This window comes from Deltaproteobacteria bacterium, from assembly GCA_016874735.1.
In the GTDB taxonomy this organism is placed as follows: domain Bacteria; phylum Bdellovibrionota_B; class Oligoflexia; order Oligoflexales; family CAIYRB01; genus CAIYRB01.
The window spans coordinates 39144-46664 of sequence record VGTI01000034.1 but is presented as its reverse complement, the minus strand read 5'-3'; the positions used below and the strand labels follow the sequence as shown (position 1 = coordinate 46664).

10 protein-coding genes are annotated in these 7521 nt (G+C 55.0%); 2 read left to right on the top strand and 8 right to left on the bottom strand.

Translation table 11 applies throughout. The annotated features are described in order from the left end of the window. Window positions 1–137: 137 nt before the first annotated feature. Together FJ146_13350 and FJ146_13345 are read left to right on the top strand one after the other, a co-directional pair. Entirely contained in the window at window positions 138–905 is a 768-nt protein-coding gene (locus FJ146_13350) for a hypothetical protein (GenBank protein MBM4252952.1), read from the top strand. Between the two features lie 43 nt (window positions 906–948). Then, window positions 949–1497: a cyclic nucleotide-binding domain-containing protein gene (locus tag FJ146_13345; protein MBM4252951.1), complete on the top strand. Its 549-nt coding sequence runs from the start codon at window positions 949–951 to the stop codon at window positions 1495–1497. Window positions 1498–1525: 28 nt separating this feature from the next. Here the strand turns inward: FJ146_13345 and FJ146_13340 are convergent, their stop codons facing one another. From FJ146_13340 to FJ146_13305, 8 genes are all read right to left on the bottom strand, one after another. Continuing rightward, window positions 1526–2116: a TlpA family protein disulfide reductase gene (locus FJ146_13340; protein ID MBM4252950.1), complete on the bottom strand. Its 591-nt coding sequence runs from the start codon at window positions 2114–2116 to the stop codon at window positions 1526–1528. Window positions 2117–2124: 8 nt separating this feature from the next. Further along, complete coding sequence (locus FJ146_13335) at window positions 2125–2418, bottom strand: hypothetical protein (GenBank protein ID MBM4252949.1); 294 nt, start codon at window positions 2416–2418, stop codon at window positions 2125–2127. An 83-nt stretch (window positions 2419–2501) separates the two neighbouring features. After that, window positions 2502–3098 (bottom strand): heme-copper oxidase subunit III, encoded by a 597-nt coding sequence (locus FJ146_13330; GenBank protein ID MBM4252948.1) that lies wholly within the window; start codon window positions 3096–3098, stop codon window positions 2502–2504. Between the two features lie 29 nt (window positions 3099–3127). Beyond that, a complete protein-coding gene (locus FJ146_13325; GenBank protein ID MBM4252947.1) occupies window positions 3128–3604 on the bottom strand; it encodes a hypothetical protein in 477 nt (158 codons plus the stop codon). A gap of 12 nt (window positions 3605–3616) precedes the next feature. Further along, window positions 3617–4129, bottom strand: coding sequence for a cytochrome oxidase subunit III (locus FJ146_13320; GenBank protein ID MBM4252946.1), 513 nt, complete (start codon window positions 4127–4129; stop codon window positions 3617–3619). 84 nt (window positions 4130–4213) lie between these two features. Then, window positions 4214–5935 carry a cytochrome c oxidase subunit I gene (locus FJ146_13315; protein ID MBM4252945.1) on the bottom strand — a complete coding sequence of 574 codons (1722 nt, stop codon included), beginning with the start codon at window positions 5933–5935 and terminating at the stop codon, window positions 4214–4216. Between the two features lie 2 nt (window positions 5936–5937). Next, a complete protein-coding gene (coxB, locus tag FJ146_13310) occupies window positions 5938–6663 on the bottom strand; it encodes a cytochrome c oxidase subunit II (GenBank protein MBM4252944.1) in 726 nt (241 codons plus the stop codon). 162 nt (window positions 6664–6825) lie between these two features. Beyond that, window positions 6826–7512 (bottom strand): c-type cytochrome, encoded by a 687-nt coding sequence (locus tag FJ146_13305; protein MBM4252943.1) that lies wholly within the window; start codon window positions 7510–7512, stop codon window positions 6826–6828. Between the last annotated feature and the right edge of the window lie 9 nt (window positions 7513–7521).

Sequence of the window (7521 nt, the reverse complement as noted above, 5' to 3'; positions counted from 1 at the left end):
TCGAGTAACGGACCGCTCACTTCGCCAAGCGAAGCTCACGGTGTGTCGGCCTTCACCACCAACCAAGCCTCAGACGCTAAAGCGTCCTACGGTATGGTTGGAGTACTAGCCGACTTTCCGATAGATCTCAAGAGGATATCGCAGCACTCAAGAGCGACCCTAAGCTTGCTGGAGTCACAGTGATCATTGGCGACTACTTTCAGCAGTCAACGTTACAAAGAGCGGCACCGGACGCCGCTCGTAAAGTACTCATTCTTGCCGATGCATCGATGGGAGCCGATGGACGCAAACCGACCGCCACCGAGGCCGACGCGCGTACGATTATGACCGCGATTGCCCTCTCAAATATAGCCAAGGGTACCATCGTCGCAGCTGAGATCATCGACTCCACACTGGACCATTATCTCAAATTAGCTGGTGTCAGTGAGATCATCTATTCGCGCGAATATAGTCGGCTGTTACTGGGAAGTGCGTCCAGTGGTACTGGCCTGGTGAATGTCTTTCACGATCTCGTGGATCCGAGCACTGGCGCCTTCATAACGACTAAGGACATTTCTGACGCATGGCACGATAGGACCTACGGAGATTTTCGCCGTGCCTTCGGCAAAGAACATCAAGATATGCTGGTCATTGGCATCCTCGCCAACACAGGCAATCCCCACATAATCAAAGAATTGGCTTTTAAAGAGGCACAAAAAACCCCAAGTATCAGTACGCTCATCGATAACCTGCGGACGGTCAAATCGCTGCGCTGCAATAACCCCATTTTTCACCCGCGCGACGACTACAAGATCACTAAAGGCAGTGCTGCCATCGTTTTGGTAAACGAGCATGGCGCAGACACTCACCAGCAGGAGTCGACGCTGCTGAAGCGAGACAAACTCAGCACCTTAAATGTCATTTAAATAAACAATATTATAATGATTAGTTCGAGAGTGGAGTTTCCTGATGTCGGCACTGGCAAAATTTTTCGCCGCTAAAGACGCGCCAACCGCGCCGCAAGATCTGACGTCGCGCACAGAGTGGCTGAGACGCGTTTACTTGTTTGAAAACCTCACGACGATACCGGCAGCCATCGACCTACTAGCGCAGCTTGTGGAGGAGAAGACCTTTACCAAATACTCCTCCATCTTGCGCGAGGGCGAGGAGGGCAAAGATGCATTCTTCCTGCTTGCCGGTAGCGTCAAGGTCATCAAGTCGACCACTGCGGGAGAGTTCTTCCCCGTGGCAATTTTAACTGCCGACGATCACCCCAGTTTCGGTGAGGCGGCACTGCTGCAAACGGATCGCCGCAATGCCACGATCGTATGCGAAACCGACTGCCAAGTTTTGGTGCTCCATAAAGAGGCGTTCGATGCCTTTTGCAGCGAACACCCGGAGTGGGCCTTGCCAGTGGTGCTACGGATTGCGCGCGTCATCGTTGAGCGCCTACATAAAGCTAATAATGATGTGATCCTGCTTTACAACGCCCTGATGAGCGAGGTCAAAGGACTCTAAGCAAGGTCGGCTCTCCCACCCGATCCGCTCAATTGTTGGTGGGCGGCTCACTGGGATTTAAAAGTAAGCGAATCGCATCGGCATGAACCCCCGTAAGCACACCGCGAAAGCGCCGCAGAAGTTGCCCTTGCTCGTCGAAAACGAGCGTTTGCGGCAGCACGTCAACACCTAGTTCGGCGGCAAGTGTACCATCGGCATCCACCGCCACGGGATAGGGATGCGGGTGCTGGGCCTCACTCGCAGCAATCTGCTCGACCGAATCGAGCGTCCCCAAGCCCACCATTTGCCGCGGGAATGCGCCCCCGAGAAGCGCGAGTAGCGGCTTCTCCTCACTGCATGCCGTGCACCAGCTGGCCCAGAAATTGATGGCGAACCGCTGCCCCCGCCAACGCGCCAGTGCGACCTGAGACTCCCCTGGATGCGCCGCGGGAAATGTGGGCCAGGCAGCAAGTTTAGTGATCGGCTCAGCGACCACAACTTTATCATTGGTACGGGCGCTGATTGGCGGCGGGACCCCATCCTGCCCCCGCTGATCAGACCAGCGAAAACCGAGCCACATCCCTAACCCAACCAGAAGGTTGAAGGCCAGTAGCAGCAGTAGACGCCGTGGACCATTCATGTTGCTGCCTAGTCTGCAGCCGGCAGCACGGACTGGGGTGGCACGACATCAACATTATCATCGCCGTCGGAGCCGCCGGAGCCGTCGGCGCGAGAGCTATCGCCGGCACTGCCCTGATCCAGTTTGGTCTTGCGGTATACGTAGTAGATCCCACCACCAATGGTCAATATGGGCGCTACCGACAAAAGTCCCGTGCCCGCCAAAATAGCGCCAGCTGCTGGATCCTCACCCAAGTTGCCGCACACGGCACAGGCCCATGCTGGCAAGGCATCGGACAGGATGTGGAGGATTACGGTAAGCATGAAAGCCTCCCTAGGCGATGACAGGCTCAAAATGGCGGACTAGGGGGCTACTTAAAAATCGGAGCAAAAGCGTCAGCAAAGGACTAACCAAAATAGACAAGACGATAAAGGACCGGCCACACGCCGACGACAAATAGCCAGAACAGTTGCATCGCCTGCATGCCGCCCTGACTGAGCTTACCACGAACCATGCGGACGTAGAGGTACGCCATCACCAACACCGCTGCTGCGACGTGGGCACCATGCGAGCCGATGATTAAAAAGAAGGTCGCAGCAAAGATGCCCGACTGCATGGTCATACCGTACTGAACGAGCTTAACCCACTCGTACCCTTGGAAACCGACAAAACAAGCACCGAGTGTGATCGTCAGACCGAAGAGAAGCTGAGCCGTGGTTCGCTTGGCAGGATTTTTAAACGCGCGATTGGCCAGCCACATCGTCAGGCCGCTCGCCATAAGTAAAGCCGTATTGAAGGCCGTTGCCGCTAGCGGCAACCGGACATCACCCGGGGGTGTCCAGTTACCAAACAGCTGCGCTTTAATGACGTTGAAGGAGCTAATCAATGCACAGAAGTACATAACTTCCGTCAGGACCAGAACCAAGGTACCAATCACTGCATTAGGAACCACTGGTGGCCGCCGCTCAAGCAACCCTCTCGCAACACTCGTCATCGTAGCCATTGCACAACCTCAAACACTGACCTAGCAGATTACTTGGCCTCGCCGTGGGCGGGGGCACCGTCGGTAGCCCCACCGTCAGCTGCGGCTCCGTGTGAGCCACCATGCTCACCGGCAGCAGCTTCGTGAGCCTTCTTCATATCAGCGTCATACTGGTAAGACGCTGGCTTTGTCCAGTTAGTTCCCTTGTACTGCTGCACATCAGCAACCACGCCGAAATAAAACATCGCGACGGCCGTGAGCATGGTCAGGAGGACGTACCAGATGTACTTCTTCTCGACATTGAGATGCATGAAAAATGCGGCAACTATTAGGGCCTTAACGACCGCAATCCCGAAGGCGGTGATGAGCGTCAGGATCTTGTTACCAAGCATCGGACCGGTGATACTGATGACCAGAAGGACTAACAGTACGGCCCAGATTTTCACATAGTAACTAGGGGCATGAGGCTCGTGGTGATGGCCTGCAGTTGCACCGTGGTGTTCATGGGAAGCGTGTGCCTCGCTCATCGTCGCAACTCCTTACTTCGCGATGTAGATCAGAGGGAACAGGAAGATCCACACGATGTCGACAAAGTGCCAGTAAAGGCCCACGTACTCGACGCGCGGGAGATGCTTGCCGCGGAGTGCTCCGACAGCAACGATACCCATGGCCGTCATCCCTGCAATCACGTGCATGGCATGCAGGCCGCAGGCGGTATAGTAGAACGACCAGAAGGTGTTAGTGGTGATGGTGTACCCATGCTTGATCTCGTTGGTCCATTCGATGGCCTTAACGACCAGGAAGTTGAGACCACCACCGATGGTAAGTAGCAGGTACAGTGCCGCTAGTGGGCCCTTGCCTCTCTCGGCAGCGTTATGAGCGAGCACAGCGAACAAGCTCGACGTTAGTAGAATGAACGTATTGATCGCACCAGCTACCGTGTTGGTATGCGAGGCTGCGTCAGACCAGGAGTCATACATAAGCCGCATCATGAGGTAGCAAGCTAAAAGACCGCCGAAGATGACGATCTCTGACCCTAGCACCCACCACATGGCCAGCTTGCCTGTGACGATGCCTGTCGCACTACGCTTAGTCGCTATTGGAATTGCGGTACCCACGTCTCGTCCACCTCAAATTCAGTTAGCGGGTTCGTTCTGCGGCCAGAAGTCAGAAGACCTGCCTGGTACGCTATATTCATAAGGACCACGGTAGCAGTTTGGCAGCTCGGCAAAGTTGCCGTGAGGCGGCGGCGAAGGCGCCACCCACTCGAGTGTATTCGCATTCCACGGATTGGCCCCTGCCTTGCGTCCGCGGAACATGCTGTAAAAGAAGTTAATGAAGAAGATGACCTGGAAGCCGAGCATCACGAGTAATGATACCGTTGCGAATTGCCGCGCAAAGATCAGAGCCGGTTGGTTCATCTCTGGGAAGTTCAGGAGGTCAAAGCTCCGCCGGTGGTCACCCGCAGCTCCCGTGTAGAAGAGCGGCAGGAAGATACCGTTAAATGGAACGGCCGTACCCCAGAAGTGCACTTTGCCCCAGAAATCGTTCATCATGCGGCCGAACATCTTCGGGAACCAGTAGTACACACCGGCGAACACGGCGATCACGGCGATCGGAATGAACGTGTAATGGAAGTGCGCCAGTACGAAGTAAGTGTCGTGGAAGTAAATGTCCGCGCCGCTGGCCCCGAGATAGATCCCCGTGACACCACCGATCAAGAACTCAGCTACGAATGCAATGGCAAAGAGCATCGGCGTCGTTAGCTGGATGGACCCACCGTAAAGCGTCGCGATATAGACAAAGAGCATCTCCGTTACAGGTACAGAGATGAGAAGGGTCGTCACGGTGAATATGTTAGCCATCCGTGGATCGATACCAGCTACGAACTGGTGGTGAGCCCAGACAACGAAGCTCAAGACGCCCGTCGCAATGGCCGTCCAGAGGATGGTCTTGTACCCAAACAGTTTCTTGCGCGCAAAAGTAGCCAGTACTTCAGCCACGATACCCATAGCTGGCAACAGCACTACGTATACTTCCGGGTGACCGAAGAACCAGAACAAATGCTGCCACAGTACCGGGTCACCGCCGCGGGCTGGGTCAAAAAATCCCGTACCCATAGTCTGGTCGAAGAAGAGCATGACAGCACCAGCGATCAGCGGACCGACCGAAGCCATAAAAAGAATGCTGGCGATGACGATCATCCAAAGGACCACTGGGATGTCGTACATTTTCATGCCCGGAGCGCGGGAATTCATCAGTGTGGTGATGAAGTTGATACCGCCCAGTAGGAAGGCGACGAATTCCAATGCTACAGCCAACAACCACATCGGTGCGCCGTAAGGCGTCTGGTTGTATGTCGCGCTAGACGATAACGGTGGGTAGGAGGTCCAAGCACTGCCGAACCCGCCACCCGGCATGAATATCGACACGAGGAGGATAATCGCGCTGAGTAGGAAAATCTGGTACGACAGGCGGTTGATCTTAGGGAACACCATGTCGTCGCAGCCACACATGAGTGGAATCAGAAAGTTGCCGAAGGCAGCAATCAGCACCGGCATGGCGAACCAGAAAATCATGATCGAGCCATGGTTGGTCACCATGGAGTTATAAAACTCAGGGGTAATGAGTCCGAACAGTGGCACAGCCTTACCCGGAAATGCCATCTGCATGCGGAAGGCATAGGACATAAGTGCACCAATGACACCCATGGCGACGCCGGTAAAGAAATATTGCATCCCGATCATCTTGTGATCGAGGGGGAACACGTACTTTTCCCAAAAGCTCATTTCGTGGTGATCATGATGCCCGTGAGCTTCATGATCGCTTGCTGCAGCCCTGTGTGCGTGCGTTGACATGCTTAGATCCCACCCTGATTCATTGCAATCTGGTCCACACCTTTTACCGAAATAACTGCCGATTTAGCAGACTTTTTCTCTAACCACTGGCGATACTCGTCGGCCGTGTGGACATAGACCTGTCCGCCCATAATGCCGTGCCCAATACCGCACATCTGCGAACACGGGACGTCGTACTGACCCGTCTTGGTCGGCTTGAACCAGCCCACGATCTGCCGCCCCGGTACCGCATCTTGCTTGAAGCGGAAGGCCGGAATGGAGAAGCTGTGGAGCACGTCCGCCGCTTCGAGTTTAAACTTATAGGTACGGTCTACGACTAAGTGAAGCTCGTCGACAGTGGCAACATCGTCATCAGTGCCCAATTGCCCGTCGAGGCCCGCGTGCACGAACTCCCATGCCCACTGGTGACCGACAACCTTCACCTCTTCGTCAATCGGTGGCATCTCTTGCTTGACGTGGTACCAAGACCTCACTGCGAACACGAGAATCACGATGTCACACACGAGAACCAAATTGTGTGGCCAGTGAATCCATTTCATCTGCTGCTTGGTCTCGCCAGTGATGTACTCAGCCTTGGGATTCTTGGAGCGGCGGTACTTGAAGACGAAGTAAAACAATGCGCCTTCAGCCAAAACAAGCCAGAAAGTACTGAGCACCGCGATCACTAAGATCACATTGTCAATCTCGCCGGCATAGGACGACGCTGCGTGGATAAGTGATTCCATCATAATTGACTACCTGCTGCCTCCGCTCTGAAGGGCTTCAGACCACAAAAATAAAAACCATAGCGCCAAAGGTGCCGATAACGGCCACGATCGTAAAAAACAACTTCTTCGCCGTGAGATCCGGATCATTAGTGCTCACGCCAGTCCCCCTTGAGATCCCGTTAGTTACTTAGCGGCAGGTGCCGGTTTAAACGAGTTAATATAAGCCACCACGTTCAGCATCGCAGCTTCATCCAAAGTGGCGGCAATCCCAGCCATCGCGTACCCATTGGGGTCGATCGCCGGATCGTACCCGCGCACCTTACCCTTGAAGTTCTTGAGCTGGGTCAGCAAGTACCAGTCGTTGGCACCCACGAGTGGCGGTGCGTTAAGCGCCTGCATACCCTCAGCCTTGGGCCCGTGACAAGCCTGACAGACTTGGTAGGTATTCTCGCCCTTGGCTAGGTTACCCTTGACCGTGTCTGGCGTCTCGGGACGCGCCATGGCCGAGACATACTTGGCGATGGATTTACGGTTCTCTTCACTCAAGGTCAAGCCAATCGGCCGCATCCGCATGCCGTTGATGTCCTTGACGTGACCGCCGCGCACGCTCGTATGAAACTTGGTGAGCTGGGCCTCCAGGTACCACTCGGGCAGGCCAGCGATGGCCGGGGCACCGACATTGGGCATACCCTTGCCATCTGGTCCGTGACAAGAGGTACACAGCCGGTAAAGCTCTGCGGGGCGATCATCCCACGGCCTGGGCGCAGCGGGCTGCGCGACGGCACGAGGCACCATCGAGAGGGCAAGAGCGGACAACAACACAACTTGAGTAGCAATTTTGATCATCAATTCACCAATGACCAAGGTCAAAAAAGAAAG